Source organism: Acinetobacter sp. GN11 (assembly GCF_054823985.1).
This window is the reverse complement of the sequence record NZ_JRVL01000261.1, coordinates 1-1549: the sequence shown is the minus strand read 5'-3', so window position 1 is coordinate 1549 and position 1549 is coordinate 1. Positions and strand designations below refer to the sequence as shown.

At 35.9% G+C, this 1549-nt stretch carries 1 protein-coding gene; it reads right to left on the bottom strand.

Features of this window, described 5'->3' with window-relative positions:
• Positions 1 to 20 precede the first annotated feature (20 nt).
• On the bottom strand, positions 21 to 1319 hold the full coding sequence (locus tag NL42_RS17775; RefSeq protein ID WP_461313762.1) for a dicarboxylate/amino acid:cation symporter: 1299 nt from the start codon (positions 1317 to 1319) through the stop codon (positions 21 to 23).
• Between the last annotated feature and the right edge of the window lie 230 nt (positions 1320 to 1549).

Sequence of the window (1549 nt, the reverse complement as noted above, 5' to 3'; positions counted from 1 at the left end):
CTACAGATTTTTTTGTAAGGTTAATCTGCTTTATGGTTCTTTAATGCTTTATCAAGAAGATCTTTATCTAAAGCTTTATCCCAACGTGCCACAACAATTGTTGCGCAAGCATTACCAACTAAGTTTGTTAATGCACGGCACTCAGACATAAAACGGTCAATACCGAGAATTAAAGCCATACCTGCGACAGGAACAGCTGGTACAACCGATAAAGTTGCAGCTAAAGTAATAAAGCCTGCACCAGTCACTCCTGCTGCACCTTTAGAACTTACCATTGCGACTAAAAGCAATGCAATTTGTTGGCTAATTGATAAATCTACATTACAAGCCTGTGCAATAAACAGAGCTGCCATCGTCATATAGATATTTGTACCATCAAGGTTAAATGAATAACCTGTTGGAATGACTAAACCTACAACTGATTTTTCACAACCTGCTTTTTGCATTTTGTCCATTAAAGATGGCAAAGCTGCTTCAGAAGAACTTGTTCCTAAAACCAACCAAAGTTCATCTTTAATATAACGAATTAAATGAATAATTGAGAAACCGTTATAACGAGCTACTGCACCTAAAACAACTAAAATAAATAAGACCGCAGTAATATAGAACGTCATGATTAACAGTAATAAATTACCAATTGATTCGATTCCATATGCACCGATCGTGAAAGCCATTGCACCAAAAGCACCAATTGGAGCAAGCTTCATTAACATACCCACCAAGTAGAAAACTGGAGCTGTTAAGTTATTCAAGAAATCGGTAATTGGACGTGCTCGATCACCCAAAGCAGCCAAAGAAATACCAAATAGCACCGCTACAAATAACACCTGCAAAATCTCGCCACCTGCCAGAGGACTAACTAAGGTTTGCGGGATAATATTCATGAAGAAATCGGTAATATTTGTGGCATGCGCCTTTTCAACGTAAGTATTTACTTTGTCGTTGACTAAGGTAGAAGGATCAATGTTAAGGCCTTTACCCGGCTGGATAATATTTGCCACAATCATACCAACCACAAGAGCTAAGCTTGAGAAGGTCAGAAAATACAGCATAGCCTTACCAGTCACACGGCCAACTCGGCTCATGTTTGTCATACTGGCAATGCCTGTAACAACAGTTAAAAAGATGACGGGAGCAATAATCATTTTAACGATCTTGATGAATGCATCACCAAGCGGTTTTAAACTTTCGCCAAGTTCTGGGTAAAAATGACCAATTAAAATGCCCAAAATAATTGCAAAAATGACCTGTACATACAAAATTTGGTGAAATTTCTGTTTTTTCTGTACCGTTTCTTGGTCAAGGGTATTGAAATCCATTATCTAAATACCTTTTCGATGGGGATAAAAAAATAAAATATAAAGCAAGCACCACAAGCTGCTTTAACAAGGAAAAGTCATTGTAAAGAATAAAAAACACCCTGTGTTATAAATTTAAAAAATGTCAAATACCAAAATCATGCATTAATTTGTATAGAATACTTTTTATTCTTAGATCTTAAAAACAAAAAAAATGGCCAAATTAATCAATAACTCATTATTTATATTAA